This is a genomic window from Kitasatospora sp. NPDC089509 (genome assembly GCF_044749365.1).
In the GTDB taxonomy this organism is placed as follows: domain Bacteria; phylum Actinomycetota; class Actinomycetes; order Streptomycetales; family Streptomycetaceae; genus Kitasatospora.
The window spans coordinates 38,924-54,829 of sequence record NZ_JBIVHS010000023.1; the positions used below are offsets into that span (position 1 = coordinate 38,924).

General features: G+C 69.0%; 11 protein-coding genes and 1 pseudogene. 3 read left to right on the forward strand and 9 right to left on the reverse strand.

The window, feature by feature from the left end:
- Positions 1 to 141: 141 nt before the first annotated feature.
- The 3 genes from ACIP4P_RS34415 to ACIP4P_RS34425 are packed head-to-tail and all read left to right on the forward strand — an operon-like array spanning position 142 to position 6,220.
- Positions 142 to 3,123 carry a DEAD/DEAH box helicase family protein gene (locus ACIP4P_RS34415; protein WP_400925240.1) on the forward strand — a complete coding sequence of 994 codons (2,982 nt, stop codon included), beginning with the start codon at positions 142 to 144 and terminating at the stop codon, positions 3,121 to 3,123.
- Positions 3,120 to 4,646, forward strand: coding sequence for a restriction endonuclease subunit S (locus tag ACIP4P_RS34420; RefSeq protein WP_400925242.1), 1,527 nt, complete (start codon positions 3,120 to 3,122; stop codon positions 4,644 to 4,646). The genes ACIP4P_RS34415 and ACIP4P_RS34420 overlap by 4 nt, the downstream gene beginning before the upstream one ends.
- On the forward strand, positions 4,643 to 6,220 hold the full coding sequence (locus ACIP4P_RS34425) for an N-6 DNA methylase (protein ID WP_400925244.1): 1,578 nt from the start codon (positions 4,643 to 4,645) through the stop codon (positions 6,218 to 6,220). The genes ACIP4P_RS34420 and ACIP4P_RS34425 overlap by 4 nt, the downstream gene beginning before the upstream one ends.
- Before the next feature lie 390 nt (positions 6,221 to 6,610).
- Here ACIP4P_RS34425 and ACIP4P_RS34430 read toward each other — a convergent pair whose 3' ends face one another.
- The 9 genes and pseudogenes from ACIP4P_RS34430 to ACIP4P_RS34470 all read right to left on the reverse strand — a co-directional run bounded on the left by ACIP4P_RS34430 (position 6,611) and on the right by ACIP4P_RS34470 (position 15,804).
- A complete protein-coding gene (locus ACIP4P_RS34430; protein ID WP_350516072.1) occupies positions 6,611 to 7,255 on the reverse strand; it encodes a response regulator transcription factor in 645 nt (214 codons plus the stop codon).
- On the reverse strand, positions 7,219 to 8,538 hold the full coding sequence (locus ACIP4P_RS34435) for a histidine kinase (RefSeq protein WP_400925247.1): 1,320 nt from the start codon (positions 8,536 to 8,538) through the stop codon (positions 7,219 to 7,221). The genes ACIP4P_RS34430 and ACIP4P_RS34435 overlap by 37 nt, the downstream gene beginning before the upstream one ends.
- Positions 8,539 to 8,715: 177 nt before the next feature.
- Positions 8,716 to 9,159, reverse strand: a pseudogene (locus tag ACIP4P_RS34440) (MaoC family dehydratase); the annotation flags it as partial.
- 153 nt (positions 9,160 to 9,312) lie between these two features.
- Entirely contained in the window at positions 9,313 to 10,359 is a 1,047-nt protein-coding gene (sbnB, locus tag ACIP4P_RS34445; RefSeq protein WP_400925249.1) for a 2,3-diaminopropionate biosynthesis protein SbnB, read from the reverse strand.
- A gap of 58 nt (positions 10,360 to 10,417) precedes the next feature.
- Positions 10,418 to 12,178 carry a phytoene desaturase family protein gene (locus ACIP4P_RS34450; RefSeq protein WP_400925251.1) on the reverse strand — a complete coding sequence of 587 codons (1,761 nt, stop codon included), beginning with the start codon at positions 12,176 to 12,178 and terminating at the stop codon, positions 10,418 to 10,420.
- Positions 12,179 to 12,201: 23 nt separating this feature from the next.
- Positions 12,202 to 12,930, reverse strand: a complete 729-nt coding sequence (fabG, locus tag ACIP4P_RS34455; protein ID WP_350516076.1) for a 3-oxoacyl-ACP reductase FabG — start codon at positions 12,928 to 12,930, stop codon at positions 12,202 to 12,204.
- Positions 12,927 to 14,153, reverse strand: a complete 1,227-nt coding sequence (locus ACIP4P_RS34460; protein WP_400925253.1) for a beta-ketoacyl synthase N-terminal-like domain-containing protein — start codon at positions 14,151 to 14,153, stop codon at positions 12,927 to 12,929. The genes fabG and ACIP4P_RS34460 overlap by 4 nt, the downstream gene beginning before the upstream one ends.
- Positions 14,153 to 15,427, reverse strand: a complete 1,275-nt coding sequence (locus ACIP4P_RS34465) for a beta-ketoacyl-[acyl-carrier-protein] synthase family protein (RefSeq protein WP_400925255.1) — start codon at positions 15,425 to 15,427, stop codon at positions 14,153 to 14,155. Before ACIP4P_RS34465 ends, ACIP4P_RS34460 begins: the two co-directional genes overlap by 1 nt.
- A 128-nt stretch (positions 15,428 to 15,555) precedes the next feature.
- Entirely contained in the window at positions 15,556 to 15,804 is a 249-nt protein-coding gene (locus ACIP4P_RS34470) for an acyl carrier protein (protein ID WP_350516079.1), read from the reverse strand.
- Positions 15,805 to 15,906 lie beyond the last annotated feature (102 nt).

Here is a 15,906-nt window from a genome sequence, read left to right on the forward strand (position 1 = left end):
TCACCGGGCTTGGGCCGCTGCCAGCAAGGTGGATCGACGCGCCCTCCGCGTGTCCGTCAGCTGGTCTAATAGACGGGGCTGGCGAGCGGGCCGTTGCGTAGGCAAGGCCACGGTAAAGGGCTGTCGAGCACAGGAGGGGCCGTGAGCGCGTCTGACGCACGAACGGGTGACGACAAGGTCGAGAGTGCCCTGCGCAAGGCGGGCTGGCGGGTCTGCGCCCCACCTGAACGGGATCTCAAGCCAGGCGCAACAGCGGTTCGCACCACACACGGCCTCCTCCCGGGTGTACGCGTATACCTTCTGCATGTTGACCGGGAGCTCAGCGGTCTCATCGTGGCAGGAGCCGCCCAGGCGGACCCTCACGAGTTGCTGGCAGAGGCTGGCCGGCTCGCCGGACCGATTGCTGAGCAGCATCACCGCCGGACCTGGCGGCAGCGCCCGCTGCCCTTTCGCTACGGGACCAACGGGCACGTCTGGTGTTTCCTGAACGCCCTCGACGCCGAGGACCTGGACGGAAGCCCATCTCCCGACGCCCCACAGGGCGGAGCGCGGAGTCGTTACGTCTTTGCTCCGGCTCGACCCGCTACCGTCGCGCGCTGGAAGCGCGAAGCTGTGCGCAACCCCGATGCAGCCTCGCTGCGCGCCCGGCTTCGTCGTCTTCCTGAAATCCACCTAGATCCTCAGCGGCAGCTGTACGCTGCCCAGCGCCGAGCGATCCACGGTCTGGAAGACTCTCTGGCCGCAGATAACCCGCGGGCGCTCATCCAGATGGCAACCGGCGCTGGAAAGACGTACACCGTCGTCCAGGCTAGCTATCGGCTGCTCCGGCACGCAGGCGCCCATCGTGTGCTGTTCCTCGTGGACCGCTACAACCTGGGCGAGCAGGCGTACCTCGAGTACAGAGGCTTCCGGCCCTCAGATTCGCGTAAGTCGCTCCGCGACGAGTTCCCGCTCAAGCACCTCGTTGGCGGAAGGTCAGGCCTGGCGGACTCCGACAAGATCGTCATCACGACGATCCAGCGGCTGTGGTGCATGCTGACGGACCGAACACCGCCCGACCCCGGCAGCGAAGAGGCGCAGAGCTTCGAGGCCGGTGGTACTGCCGGCCTGGGAAACCGGCTGCCGGAAGTCCGCTACTCAAGCAAGCTGCCACCCGACTACTTTGACTTCATCGTCATCGACGAGTGCCACCGCTCCATCTACGGAGCGTGGCGTCCAGTCCTGGAGTACTTCGATGCGCACATTGTCGGCCTGACCGCGACGCCGGTCGGGCCGACGTTCGCCTTTTTCCAGAACAATCTGGTCAGCCAGTACACCTATGAAGAAGCAGTCGCGGACAAAGTCAACGTCGACTATGACGTGTACCGGATCTCGACGCGTATCACCCGCGAGGGCTCTACGATCCCCTCCACGATCGAGGCAATCGCGCCCGACGGAAGCATCGAGAAGATCAACACCGTCCTGGCCCAGGTGGATCGGGTCACCCGCGAGCAGCACTGGCACCAACAGCAGGAGGACGAGGAATACACGGCAGCTGAGCTCAATGACCGATTCGAGTCCACTAGTCAGATCCACACGGTAATCCAGACCTTCAAGGAGCGACTGTTCACTGAGATCTTCCCACCTGATGTCGACCCGGACACAGGCGAGGTTCTTCACCAGCGCACCGTAGTCCCTAAGACGTTGATCTTCGCGGCCACGAACCGGCACGCGGATGCCATAGTGGCCGAGGTGCTCAAGGTCTGGAACGCGGGCCAGCGGTTCTGTCAGAAGATCAACAGCGAAACGACAGACCCCACCAAAGCGATCAAGGAGTTCCGAAATGAGCCTGAGACTCGGATTGCTGTCACCGTCGACATGATCGCCACAGGAACAGACATTCCGGCCCTGGAATGCCTGGTCTTCATGCGGGACGTGCGCACCTGGTCCTACTTTGAGCAGATGAAGGGCCGAGGCGCCCGGATCATCAGACCGGAAGACCTACAGAAGGTCACCGAGGACGCGTTGTACAAGGACCGGTTCGTCATCGTCGATGTGGTGGGAGTGACCGAGCATGCCATGGTCGACGCCCGGCCTCTTGTCCGGGACGACCAAGGGGAGCTGCCTAGCTTGGAGAGGTTGCTCAAGGCGTGTGAGGAGGGCCGGCCCTTGGGCGTTACGGATGTTGCCACGCTGGCTGGCCGCCTCAGTCGGCTCGGACAACGGTTGAACCAGAAGCAGCTGACGTTGATCGAGGCGTGCGCGGGAGGTCGGAAGCTGACCGAGCTGGTGACAGAGCTGGTGCGTGCGACAGACCCGGACCTGCTGGCAGAAGAGCGGACCAGAGTAATCCGCGAGTCGGGCACGGCGGATGGCATGGTCCCATCAGAGGCCCAGCCACAGCTGGCGGTCGATGGCGATGCGATCGTCGCGGAAGCGCTGGCAGAGGCGCTGCGGCCGTTCGTGGAGAGTGCGGGACTGCGCGATGCGCTCCTCGAAGCCGCACGGCGCCGCTGGATCAAGATCGACCACCTTAGTCAAGACGGCGGCGTGATTGCCGAGGGCGTGACAGACTTGAAGCGCGCCGAGCGGACTGTGGCCGACTGGCACCAGTACATGGAAGCCCGCAAGGACCGGTTCGCCGACCTGCGCGTCGCCTTCCAGGAGCGACGACCCCTGAGTGAGGTCCGTGCACAGATCGACGAAGTCCTCAGCCTGGTCAGTCCGCCGCAGCGGCGATGGACCGGCCAGCAACTGTGGAAGGCATACGTCGACCTCGGCATCGCACGCCAGCAGCGACGCCGCAACGCTGGGCTGCCCGAGCTGATCTCAGTGCTGCGGTATGAGCTGGGACTCGACGGGGACGTGCTCCGCCCGTATCGGGATACCGTGGAGCTACGTTTCCACGAGTGGCTCGCGCGTCAGCAGACTGCGGGGGCGACGTTCACTGAGGAGCAGCGCAGTTGGCTGCGACGGATCGTGAACGTGGTCGCCACCTCAGCGACCGTCTCCGTGGAAGCACTGGACCAGCACGCGCTGTCCCGGGCCGAGGGCGGCTGGAGCAGGTTCAGGGAGGTGTTCAAGGGCGGTCTGCGAACACCGGACGAGTTGATTGAGGAACTGGACCGGGAACTGGGTGCGTGAATGTGAACAACGGCGTGGGGGACGGCAACACGCCGGAGCGAATCCCAGAGGTGACTCTCCCCGAAGGATGGGCCTGGGCTACCGTTGGCGAGATTCTCGTCGGGTCCGACGCCGGCAAGTCGTTCAAGTGTGATCCCCGTCCTGCAGCTCCGGACGAGTGGGGCATCATCAAGGTCAGCGCCATGACCTGGGGTGAGTTCCGGCCTGATGAGAACAAGGCCCTCCTCGATGACGCCCTGGTAAACCCCGATTACGAGATCCAGGCGGGCGACCTTCTGCTCAGCCGTGCCAACACGGCTGAGCACGTGGGTGCCCCGGTACTTGTCGGGGATGTACGGCCCCGTTTGTTGCTTAGCGACAAGAGCATCCGTTTGAAGGCCGGCTCTGCGATCGACCGGGACTGGTTCATTTACTGGCTGAAGTCCCCGGCTGTGCGCAAGGCGATCACGGCGAAGGCTACTGGGACCTCCGACTCGATGAGGAATATCTCCCAGCCGGACCTCAGAGCCATCGTTTTGCCACTGCCCCCTGCGGCAGAGCAGCGTAGGATCTCAAATGCCCTAGACAGTCGGCTCGCGCGACTGGGAAAGATCGTTCGGCTCATCGCCCGCGCACGGTCCCACGCTGCCACTCTTCGCAGGCAAATTCTTCTCGATCTGATCCCCGAACCTCACGACTGGCCCGCGGAGTGGCAGGCTATGACCGTGGCCGAAGCCGGAAAGGTCGACCTTGGCCGAGCACGTCATCCGGATTGGCACACCGGGCCCAGAATGCGCCCTTATCTGCGCGTCGCGAACGTTTTCGAAGACCGCATCGATACTACGAGCGTGATGGAGATGGATTTTTCCGACGGGCTCGGCAAATACCGGCTGCTCCCTGGAGACATTCTGCTCAATGAGGGGCAGAGCCCTCATCTGGTAGGGCGTCCAGCGATGTACAAGGGCATTCCTGAGGGCGTAGCCTTTACTAATAGCCTGCTTCGCTTCCGGGCGGCCGATGGAGTGCTGCCCGGTTGGGCGCTGTTCGTGTTCCGTCGTCACCTGCATGCCGGACGGTTCATGCGAGAGGTCCGCATCACGACCAGCCTTGCGCACCTGAGCGGATCACGCTTGAAGACGGTGGAGTTCCCAGTTCCCACGATCGACGAGCAGCGGCGCCTCATTGCGGAGGCCAAGCGTCAGTTGGCCCGAGTCGACGTCATTGACCGGCTTCTCGACAGGGCAGAAGACCGCGCCTCTGCAATCCGTCGCGCTCTGTTCACCGAGGCATTTGTCGGCCGACTTGTCTCGCAGGATCCAGATGACGAGCCTGCCGAGGACCTGCTTAAGCGTATCCGGATCGAGCGCGAAGCTGCCGAGGTCGAGCGGAAGACAATTCGGCGGGCCGCTGCTCAGGCTAAACGGAAAAGCCGGACCGCAACCCAGCGCCGGCCCTCCGTGATCGCTTCTCCCTCTGCTCCCACTTCTCACGCGCCCGTCCCTGAGGGCGAACAATCTGCCCTGCCCCTGGAGTTCACTCAGTGAAGCTAGATCTTGAAGCACGCCGGCTCGTTGACCGCCTCTGGAACTACTGCAACGTTCTACGTGACGACGGGGTTTCGAGCCTCGAGTACTTGGAACAGCTCAGCTTCCTGGTGTTCCTCAAGATGGCCGCTGAGAAGGAAGAGGCCAACAAGGATCTCCCCGAGCAGAAGCGCTCGCATGTTCTCCCCAGCACTGCCGAGTGGGAGGGGCGTGGCTGGCTGGAGCTGATTGACCTCTCCGGCATGGACCTGGAGGCGAAGTACACCAAGTTGCTCGCCGACCTCGGCAAACAGGACTCTCAGAAGAGCACCCTTGGCCTGATCTTCCATCGTGCCCGGAACCGTCTGCAGAACCCGGCCAACCTACGGCGCCTGATCGTCGATCTGATTGACAAAGAGAAGTGGCTGGGGGCCAGCAAGGACATCAAGGGCAACGCATACGAGGCGCTGATCGCTCGGAGCGCTGAGGACACCAAGGCAGGGGCTGGCCAATACTTCACCCCGCGCGTGCTTATCGAGTCCATCGTGCGGTGCATGCGACCTACTACGGATGACCGCATCACTGACCCGGCCTGCGGGACGGGGGGCTTTCTCCTCGCTGCGCATGACTACATCGTGAGCACCTTCGGCGACGAAATGTCGGTCGAGGAGTCTGCACGGTTTGATGACGGCGCAATCTGGGGCACTGAACTGGTGCCGGAGACCGCACGCCTCGCCGCCATGAACCTGCTTCTCCACGGGATCGGCCGACCAGAGGGTAAGCCGCTGATCCTTGTCGAGGACGCGTTGGCAAAGCGACCGGATAAGCGGGCCACGTTGGTACTCGCCAATCCCCCCTTCGGCAAGAAGTCGTCGATCGTGATCACCCACGGCGACGGCTCGGTTCGCCGTGAGGACATGTCGTACCACCGCCAGGACTTCTGGGAGACCACTACCAACAAGCAATTCAACTTTGTCCAGCACATCGCGAACCTTCTCGACGACAACGGCAGGGCTGCGGTGATTGTCCCGGACAACGTCCTCACCGACGGGGGCCGTGGTGCAACCATCCGCCGTGAGCTGCTCAAGCGGTTCAATCTGCACACCATGCTTCGCTTGCCCACTGGCATCTTCTACGCGGGCAACGTGAAGGCTAACGTTCTCTTTTTCGATGCTGCCCCGCCTCGCCGCAGCGACGACGAGCCACCGCACACACAGAAGCTGTGGGTGTACGACCTGAGGACTGGCAGCCGCTTCACGCTGAAGCAGAACCCCATCCTCCCCGAACACCTCGAGGACTTCGAGAAGCGTGTCTTCGGCGTTGGCGAATGCGAGACGACTGCGGAAGCGATCGCCCAACGGAAGAGCGAGGGCCGCTTGCAGTTCTTCGACGGGGCCAAGATCGCTGCGTCTGAGGATGTCAACCTTCACATCGGATTGGTCGAGCCTGATGATCAGGATGCAGTAGAAGCGAAGTCTCTGACCGAACTCACCCTCGCACTGTCCGATGATCTAGGTGAAGCCTTGCTTGAGCTGGAGAACCTGGCAGCAGATCTGGGCGTGGAGCTAACACCGCTGCTTCGGGAAGGGCAGTGAGGGTCCCTGTCGAGACTTCGGCAGGGCCACCATCCTTCCGACGCATGCGCTACCCAACCTTGCCACCCTCGCCCTCGAGCCGCGGCCTGTGGATAAGAAGCCTGCCTCACCCAGAGTCCTGAGGACCGGCTGCGAAGCGGGACGGCTATGCGTGAGCGATGCGTGAGCGGACGCGGCAACCCGTGCTGGTTCGGGTGGGATCGTGGACCACTGTGCAACGCCCTGACCTGCGGGTTCATCACCAAGTGGTCGATGCTGGCAGCAGCTAGCATGATCATTGTCGGGCTCGTAATGCGCGTAGGTCGCGGGTTTGAGTCCCGCAGGCGGCTCAGGGAAGCGGAAGACCCGGTCGGATGTCCTGACCGGGCCTTCCGCGTCTTTCGGGGGAGGTCACTGGTCGAGGTAGGCGAGGACGGCGAGGACGCGGCGGTTGTCGGCGTCGGTGGGGAGGAGGTTGAGCTTGGTGAAGATGTTGCTGATGTGTTTGGCGACGGCCTTCTCGGTGATGAAGAGGCCCTGGGCGATGCCGGCGTTGGAGCGGCCCTGGGCGACCCATTCGAGGACTTCGCGTTCGCGGGCGGAGAGGGCGGCGACGGATTCGTCGCGTTCCTTGCGGACCAGGAGCTGGGAGATGACCTCGGGGTCCATGGCGGTGCCGCCGTCGGCGACGCGGCGGATCGAGTCGAGGAACTGGGTGCCGTTGGTGACGCGGTCCTTGAGCATGTAGCCGACGCCGCGGCCGCCGCTGGCGAGGAGTTCGCGGGCGTAGAGGGGCTCGACGTACTGGGAGAGCAGGAGGACCGGGAGGGCGGGCATGGTGCGGCGGGCGGTGAGGACGGCGCGCAGGCCCTCGTCGGTGAAGTTGGGGGGCAGCCGGACGTCGACGACGGCGACGTCCGGCTGGTGGTCGGTGAGGGCGCGGAGGAGGTCGGCGCCGTTGTCGACGGCGGCGGCGACCTCGTGGCCGTAGGCCTGGAGGAGGCGGATCAGGCCGTCCCTCAGGAGGAAGTGGTCTTCGGCGAGGACAATGCGCACGGGAGCTCCATGGTGACCATGGTGGGGCCGTTGACGGGGCTGCTGACGGCGAGGACGCCGTCGAAGGTGGCGAGCCGTCGTTCGATGCCGCGCAGGCCGGTGCCGCGGGTGGCGTCCGCGCCGCCGCGGCCGGTGTCCGTGACGGTGATGCGCAGCATGCCGTGATCGTAGCGAATGTCGATCCAGGCGCGGTCGGCGTGGGAGTGCTTGGAGACGTTGGTGAGGATCTCCGAGATGGCGAAGTAGGCGGCGGACTCGACCGGCATCTCGGGGCGGCCGGGGAGGTCCACCGCGACCTCGGTGGGGACCGGGCAGACCATGGCCAACGCCCGTACCGCGTCGGCGAGTCCGCGGTCGGCGAGCACAGGCGGGTGGATGCCGCGGACCAGGTTGCGGATCTCCTCCAGGGCCTTGGAGGAGGACTCCCGGGCCTCGATCAGCAGGGCGCGGACGGCGTCCGGGTTGGTCTCCAGGAGGTGTTCGGCGGCGTCCAGGGTCATGCCCATCGCGACCAGCCGGGCCTGGGCGCCGTCGTGCAGGTCGCGCTCGATCCGGCGGATCTCGGCCATCTGGGTGTCCACCGCGGTGGAGCGGGTGGTGGTGAGGTGCTCGATCCGGCTGGCCATCAGCTCCTGCTCGCTCGGGGCGAGCATCGAGCGGGTGTAGAGCGCGTGCTTGCGCACGGCGCGGGGCGCCACCCAGAGGGCGAAGGGGAGTTGGAGCAGGCCGAGCAGGCCGGCCAGGACGGCGGTGGCCTGGCCGTCGATCGGGATGAACTGGTACCAGAGGCCGTCCCACCGGGTGGAGAGCGGGACGCCGAAGAAGGCCAGGAAGATGCCCCAGAGGCCGCTGAGCACCAGGGCGATCGGCGTGAAGGCGAGGAGGCCGCCGGCCACCGGGTCGGTGAGGATCCAGGCGAACTCCCGCTTGGTCTGCCGGTCGCTCATGATCCAGCGGTAGCGGGCGATCGTCCCGGCCGCACCCTCGGGGGCGGGGGGCAGCGGTCCGGGCGGGCCGGGGATCCGTACGCCCGACCACTCCTCGGCCAGGCCGCGCTGACGGGCCGCCAGGGACCGGACCCGGTCCATCGACCGGGGGACCAGGCCGAGGCCGGGGCCGATCAGGGAGATCGCGGTGGTGAGGGCGAGGGAGCGGCCGAGGGCGGCGACCGACAACCAGCAGAGCGTCAACGCGCGCCGTAGCCCGGTGAGTCCGGCGGAGGCGGAGAAGCCCCTGATCTCGGCCGGTGCCGGGTTCGACCCGAGCTGCATCGTGCGGTCCATGGACGCGCTCCTCTCTGCTGCCTTCGTGCTGCCCGGCCGTGGTGGCCGTGGAACCATTCTGGCGGGGGTGGGGGGTCCAGATCGGTAGTACTAACTCCCCTTTTGGGCCACGGGGGTTGGGATGGAGGCGGGGGCAGGGGTTGGGACGGGGGTGGAGAGGGGCGCGGGGGTCGCGAGGAAGAGGGAGAGGGTGTCGGCCACGCAGGCGGCCCGGGATTCGCCCTCGATCTCCACGGTCATCCGCACCGCCGCCAGGTGCCCCATCGGGGTCTCCCGGACGCTGGTGACCCGGGCGCCGCCGCGGACCCGGGTGCCGACCTTGACGGGGTGCGGGAAACGCACCTTGTCCAGGCCGAAGTTGACGCCCATGGTGACGTCCTCGATCTCGAAGATCGCGCGCATCATCGCGGGCAGCAGGCCGAGCGTCATGTAGCCGTGGACGATGGTGGTGCCGAACGGGCCGGTGGCCGCGCGTTCCGGGTCCACGTGGATCCACTGGAGGTCGCCGGTCGCGCCGGCGAACCGGTCCACGCTGTCCTGGGTGACTTCGAGCCAGTCGCTGTAGCCGAGGTGCTCGCCGGTCGCCTCGGTGAACTCGGCCAGGGTGGCAAAGGATCTCATGGGGTGATTCTCCGCCCTGGCGGCTGACGGCCAACTGACGCTCTGCTGACGGTGGATGAGGAAGGAAAGGGGGATGGGGGAGGGGGAGGGCGGTGGGGGAAAGGGGGACGCCCGCCCGGTGGGGGGCGGGCGTCCGGTGGGGTGCGGGGGCGGTCAGCCGTAGCGCTTGAGCTCGTGGAAGAAGCCCGGGACGGTGTGCAGCAGGCCGGCGGCCAGCACGTGGTCGTAGACGTGCTTGGCGACCGCGAGGTCCAGCACGCCGAGGCCGAACGGGGAGAACACCACCGGGCGGTCGGCGGGCGGGGTGATCGCACCGGTGAGCACGTCGTACAGCGTGCCGGCCACGAACTCCCGGTGGCCGACCTGCTGTTCGGCCAGGTGCGGGGAGGTGCCGGCCTTCAGGCAGTGCTCGATGTCGTCGACCACGTTCCAGGAGTCGAGGACGATCCGCGGGGAGAGGTCGCGCAGCGAGACGTGCAGCACCAGCGGGTGGTGGGCGAACCAGGCCGGGTCCGTGACGTGCGGCTCGCCGGCCACGGTGGCGAAGACCAGCAGGTCGGCGGAGCGGACCAGGTCCTCGGGCTTCTCGTGGACGGTGACCGCGAGGTGCTCGCCGCCGGACCGGCGCAGGTAGTCGGCGAAGCCGTGGGCGTGGTCGGCGGAGAGGTCGTGGACGCCCGCCTCGGTGAACTCGAAGCCGTTGGCGGCCAGGTAGGTGTGGATGTAGCGGGCGATCAGGCCGACCCCGAAGAAGCCGACCCGGCGCGGGCGTTCGCCGCGGGCGTCGGCCAGCCGGGCGGCCGCCAGCGCGGCGGAGGCGGCGGTGCGGGCCGCGCTGATGATGGAGCTCTCCAGGCAGGCGAACGGGTAGCCGGTCTCCGCGTCGTTGAGGACGAGGACGGCCGAGGCGCGGGGCAGGCCGGCCGCCACGTTCCCCGGGAAGCTGGAGATCCACTTGATGCCGTGCACCCCGACCCCGCCCTTGACCGAGGCGGGCAGGGCGATGATCCGGTCGGCCGGGCGGTCCGGGAAGCGGAGGAAGTACGAGTCGGGGTTGACCGTCAGCCCCTCGCCGTGCAGCCGGTACGCGGCCTCGACGGTGGCGACGACGTCCTGTTCGTGGCCGTGCAGGGCCTCGTGCACCTGGGCGCCGGGGACCACGGCGAAGGTGGGGGCCTGGGGCGCGGCGGCATGGGTCATGGGGACACTGCTCCTGTCGGGGAGGCGGGTGTGGCCGGGGCGGGAGGAGAGGAGGGGGTCAGCCGATCCGGGCGAGGCCCTTGGCGTCCTGCCGGGCCCGGCCGCGGGAGACCAGCAGCGGGTCCCAGCCCGGGCCGCGGACCGGCAGCCGGGCCGGGTCGCCGAGCACCGCGCCGGCCGCCACCTCGGCCAGCAGCGGGCGGTCCAGCAGCTGGCCGGCGGCGACCATCCCGGTGGTGGCGACCGCGTTCAGCCCGCTGCCGTAGCGCACGCTCTGGCCGACCACGTAGAGGCCGTCGACCTCGGTGCGGACGTCGGGGCGACGGCCGACCGTGCCCCAGTTGGCCATGCCGTACGGGGTGCCGCCGGAGCTGCGGGTGTAGCGCTCCTGGCTGAGCGGGGTGGCCAGTTCGAGGTGGGTGATGTGTTCGCGGAACGGGCCGATCACCTTCTCGGCGGTGGTCAGGATCAGTTCGGTGACCTGGCGCTTGCGCTCCAGGTAGGCGGGGTTGCGGCGGTACGGGGCACCGTCGACGGCGCCCCCGCTCAGGCCCCAGAAGTCGTGGCCGGGCGGGCAGCCGGTGAGCAGCTGGAAGTTGCTGTGGCCGGGCGGGCAGACCGCGCCGGCGCCCGGGTCCTTGAGCGAGGCGAAGGAGAACATCAGGTGCGGCAGCGAGTCCAGCACGCCGTCGCGCCGCCAGCGTTCGAGCATGGCGGCGTGCGCGGCCTCCATGTCGTCGCTGTCGTGCCACCAGAGGTTGGCGTTGGGCAGGCCGGGCAGCTCGGTGTCCAGCGCGACGTACAGGGCGACCACGGCGCCGCGCATGGTGGCGGCGCGGGTGCGCTCGACCACGTCGGCGGGGAAGGCCCGCTCGCCGCCGCAGAGTTCGAGCACGGTGCGGCGGTAGTCGGCGTTGGAGATCACCAGCGGGGCGGAGATCCGGGTGCCGTCGACGAGTTCCACCCCGGTGGCGCGCGGGGGCTGCCCGGCGCCGGTGCCGCTCTGATCGGGGCTGCCCGGCTCGATCAGGATCCGGCGCACCTCGCTGCGGGTGCGCAGCTCCCCGCCGTACGCCTCCAGCGCCTCCACCAGGGAGGCCACCACGACCTGCCCGCCGCCCTCGGGGTAGTAGGCGCCGCGCAGGTAGTGGTCGAGCATGCCGACGTGCTCGCCGAAGGTGATGCCGTCCGGCATGGTGCCGTAGTTGCCGGCCTGGGCGGCCAGCAGGGTGCGGGCCTTCGGGGAGAGGCCGCAGTGGTCCAGGGCCTGGCCGAAGGTGCGGGTGCGGCGGGTCCAGCGCATGGTCTCCGGGGAGGCCCGGAACAGCTCGACCACGGACTTGCCGAGCAGCCCGGCCCGGTTGGCGGCGGACACCGCCCGGGCGAGTTCGACGTAGCGGTCGATGCCCTCGGCCTCCTCCGGCAGCGCCGCCCGGAGCCGGTCGTGGTAGGCGGCCCAGCCGGCCGGCACGTCCAGCGTGGCGGTGGGGGTGATGATCCGGTCGAAGCCGTGCTCGTTGTCCATCGGGCGGAAGCTCACCCGGTCGCGCAGACCGAGTCCGGACAGGATCGCCGGGATGATCCCGTCCGGCCCGCAGTCGCCGAGGTAGTGGGTGCCCACGTCGAACTCGTACTTGCGCCGGCGGCGGAAGACGTGGGCGTTGCCGCCCGCCACGTCGTGCTGTTCCAGGACGAGCACGCTGCGCCCGCCGGCGGCCAGGTAGGCCGCGCTGACCAGCCCGCCGAGGCCGCTGCCGACCACGATCACGTCGTAGCGGTCCCGGCCGCCCCCGTCCGTCGGCTGCTGTGCTGCCCGCATTCCCGCCCCCACTCGTCGGACCATCAGAACGTGCCGCCGCCGTGGATCTCGAAGACCGACCCGCTGATGTACGCCGCGCGGTCGGACAGCAGGAAGGAGACCAGATCGGCAACCTCCTCGGGCTTGCCGACCCGGCCGAGCGCAACGTTGCCCAGCATCCGCGCCAGGGCGGCCTCGGACATGTCGCCGACCATGTCGGTGGCGATCAGCCCCGGAGCGACCACGTTGGCCCGGACGCCGCGCGGGCCGCACTCCTTGGCCAGGGACTTGGTGAACCCGATGATCCCCGCCTTCGAGGCGGCGTAGTTGGCCTGGCCGACGTTACCGTAAATCCCTGACACCGACGAGAGGTTGACGATCACTCCGCTGCGTCGCTTGCTCATCGCGAAGGCGGCCGCGCGGCACACGTGGTAGACGCCGTCCAGGTTGGTGCGCAGCACCGGGTCCCAGTCGGTCTCGGGCATCAGGATCACCGGGCGGTCCCTGGTGATGCCGGCCGAGGTCACCGCGGCGTCCACCGGGCCGAGTTCGCGCTCGGTGCGGGCGTACCAGTCGCGGACCTCGGCGGCGTCCGCCACGTCGCAGCGGGTGGCGGTGATCCGGCGGCCCGTGCCGCCGGCCTCCTCGACCAGTCGTTCGGCGGCCTCGGCGTCGGCGCGGTAGCAGAAGGCGACGTCGTAGCCGTCCCGGGCGAGCCGCAGCACGACGGCCCGGCCGATGCCCCGGGAACCGCCGCTGACCAGGGCGATCATGCCGCGTCCCGGTCGGGGTTCCGGTGCGTGTCCCGGTGTGGGGCCCGGTGCGGGTCGAGGAGCCGCAGCACGGTGCAGCCCACCGCGCCGTCCCGGTCGACGGCGGTGACCAGGACGGTCCGGCCGGCCGCGGCCGGGTCGGTCTCGGCGACCGCGAGCAGCGCCTGGATCTGGAAGGTGGCGGAGGCCGCGCTGGTGTCGCCGAGCAGGGTCATGGACGGGACGGCGGTGAGCGCCTCGGCGGGCAACAGCGCGGCCAGCGCGGCCTGTTCGGCCCGGCCGGCCGCGGTGGGCGCGGCGCTGGGGACGGCGGCCCAGACCTCCTCGGCGGTGGCGCCGGCCCGGGCCAGGGCGCGTTGCACACAGGCGGTGACGGCGGCGCCGGGGTCGTCGTCGACGTCCACCCGGGTCTCGACCGCCAGCACGGCGGCGAGCGCCGGGCGTTCGGCGGAGCCGGCCGGCTCGACCACCAGCAGGCCGCAGCCCTCGCCGAGCAGCGGCGCGGGGTCGCCGGGGGCGACCGCGGCGTGTTCGAACCAGGCGTGCGCGGCGGAGAACTCCTCGGCGGAGCCCACCAGGTACCTGGTCGCCCGGCCCTGACCCAGCAGCCGGCGGGCGTAGTTGAGCGCCAGCAGGCCGCTCACCCGGCCGCCCGCGACGGTGGTGTTGGGGCCGGTCAGGCCGTGCCGGATGGCGGTGGCGCCGGCGGCGTGGTTGAGGCTGCCGAAGGGGATCCGGCCGGCGTCGACGTGGAACGGCAGCGCGTTGGTGTACGACTGCTTGAGGAAGTTGGTGACGTTCTCCAGGCTGCCCATCGAGATGCCGAGGACCACGCCGGTGCGCTCGTCGGTGGCCACCACCCGGTTGCCCTCGGCGTCGTTCAGCAGGCCGTCGGAGGCGACCAGGGTGAGCGCGGTGAGCCGGTCCATCTTGCTGGTGCCGGTGGGGCCGAGCAGGCCCTTGATGTCGAAGCCGGGGACCAGGCAGACCTCGGGCGAGGGCAGCGGGCCGTACGCCGCGTCCGGCTCGACGGCGGTGCGGGCGCCGGAGCGCAGGCCCTCGGCGAAGGCCCGGCGGGTGAGGCCGTACGGGGAGACGGCCGACCAGCCGGTGATGACGGGGGTGTCGGGGGCCAGCGGGGCCGACGGGGACCCGGGGCGCTCGGGGGTCGCATCGGGCCGCGGGGTCGCGGGGTGCTCGGGGGAGCGGGTGGCGGTGGTCATCAGCGGACTCGCTCTCCGTACGTGCCCAGGATCAGGATGGCGTTGTTGCCGGCGAAGGCGCTGGAGTTGTTCTCCACGATCCGGACCTCGGCGTCCACGGCCCGGTTCGGGACGACGTCCAACGGGCAGTCCGGGTCGGGTTCCCGGTGGTTGATGGTCGGCGGGATGAACTGGTGCTCGATGGCGATGCCGCAGGCGATCGCGGCGAGCGCGCTGGCCGCGCCCATCGAGTGGCCGAGCATCGACTTCACCGCGACGGTGCGCGGTGGGGCGTCGCCGTACACGTCGAGGATCGCGGCCGACTCGGTCTTGTCGTTGGCCTTGGTGCCGGTGCCGTGCGCGGAGATGAAGTCGACCTCGTCACGCTCGACCCCGGCGTCGGCCAGGGCGAGCCGGATGCCGCGGGCGATGCCGTCCCGGTTGGGGGCGGTGGCGTGGGCGGCGTCGCAGCTGAGGCCGTAGCCGAGCACCTCGGCGTAGATGTGGGCGCCGCGGGAGAGCGCGGACTCCAGGCTCTCCAGGACCAGGATGCCCGCGCCCTCGCCGGTCAGGATGCCCTGGCGGTTGCGGTCGAACGGGCGGACCACGTCCGGGGTGAGCGCGCCGAACCGCTTGAACAGGGCGAAGGCCTTGCGGCAGACGGCGTCGGTGCCGCCGCACAGCGCGACGTCCACCTCGCCGGAGCGGATCGCGTCCAGGCCGTAGCCGATCGCGTAGTTGCCGGCCGCGCAGGCGGTGGTGATGGTGGTCGGCTCGACGTTGGGCATCCGCAGCTCGCGGGCGATCGCGGTGCTCAGCCGGCCGGCGTTGATCCGGCGGGCCAGCACCGGGTCGATCGCCTTCGGGTCCCCGGCGGCGAGCTCCTGCTCGACCAGCAGGCCGATGTCGTGCGACTCGCCGTCGGTGGTGCCGACGGTGATCACGGCCTGGCGCTCGCCGAGGTCCTCCTCGGTCAGCCCGGCGTCGTCCACCGCCATCCGGGCCGCCGCGACGGCGAACTGCCCGGCCCGGCCGATCTCCTGGAGCGGGACCCGGTGGATCCAGCGCTCCGGCTCGAAGTCCGGGACCTCGCAGGCGGTGTTCTGGCCGAAGCCGGTGGTGTCGAAGCGGGTGATCGGCCGTGCGCCGGAGCGGCCGGCCCGCAGCCCCGCGGTGTACTCCTCGACGCCCGTACCGATGCTGGAGATCGCCCCGAGGCCGGTGAGGACGACCCGGCGGCGTCCGGTCGGCGCGCCGGACCGGGGGGCCGCTGGTGACTGTGCGGTGGAGTCCATGGGACCTCTCCTTGAGCTCCTTGAGCGGTGGGGTGGCGGGAGGGGTTCGTACGGGGGCGGTGCGTTGGGGGTGCGGTGTGGGCGGGTGCGGGGCGTTCGGGTGCGGTGCGTGCGGGCGCGGGGGGCGGCTACCAGCCGGCCGCGGCCGCCGTCACCTGGCAGGTGGTCGCCACGTTCACCATCTTCGGCAGCTCGTTCATGTCGATGACGATGGAGTACTCCATCTCCAGTGCGCTCAGCACGTCGATCAGCTTGAGCGAGTCGGCGCCCAACTCGTCGACGAACAAAGCGGTGTCGGAGAACTCGGTGTGCACGTCGATGTTCTCGGCGATGATTTCGCGGATACGGGCGAGGCGCTCCGGCGCAACCGTCGTCATGCTTGTTTCCTCCGTTTTCCAGATGCCCGGAAATCTGCTTCCGGCGAGAAAACTAATCAGCGCCGATGACGGGTCGATGACGTTCAACTGACCGTCCACTGA